The sequence below is a fragment of the Pseudomonas sp. D47 genome, from assembly GCF_045447305.1.
Classification (GTDB): domain Bacteria; phylum Pseudomonadota; class Gammaproteobacteria; order Pseudomonadales; family Pseudomonadaceae; genus Aquipseudomonas.
The window spans coordinates 1-672 of the sequence record NZ_JBJGXU010000168.1; the positions used below are offsets into that span (position 1 = coordinate 1).

At 51.8% G+C, this 672-nt stretch carries 1 protein-coding gene; it reads right to left on the reverse strand.

Annotated elements, in window-relative coordinates:
• A partial coding sequence (locus tag ACI77I_RS32070; protein WP_407000219.1) for a hypothetical protein occupies positions 1-672 on the reverse strand: 672 nt, incomplete at both ends.

The window sequence follows — 672 nt, forward strand, 5'->3', positions numbered from 1 at the left end:
CCATCGAAGAAAAACGCCGTGTGGACGTGGTAGCCCCTCTCCTCCCCCTGTTCGACGCTACAGATATGCCAAATCAGATGGTCAAAGATCGGGTTACGCTCGATCTCCCGACTCAGCCTATCCAAATCCGCAAATACATCCTCCACACGTTGCCGATACTTAGATATGGATGAGTAATGAAGGTCCAGTCGAATCACGACAACTGAGCGGTGAGCGTCCAGCACCTGGTCGACGCACTCCGAAATCCTCTCCTGCTGATCCAGGGCTTGAAAGCGGCGGTCAGATCCCTTGCGTTTAAACCACTTCTTGCTCGTCAGGTAACGGATACGATCAGTCAATACATTCAACATCTCTTCCGTACCGAGATAACGCGTCTCGTCGTCGCTGAGACATGTCAGCCCTACAGGACTACGCTCCAGGCCAATGTCCTGACACGCATCCCAAAACACCTGTAGGTGTTCGCTGAAGTCGTAGGGATAGCCTTCATCGAATAACGCTACCATTTTCTGGATGTGGTCAAAGTACCGGGTAAGTCGGGTACTCTGCACTCGTTCCCCAGCTAATGGTGAGTGAGTGATCTTGAATGCTACGCTGTTTGTTCTCTGGATAGCCTGTACGAGGCGTTCAATCTGAATGGCGATATCAGACTGGGAGAGAAGGTGCTGCGTGGTA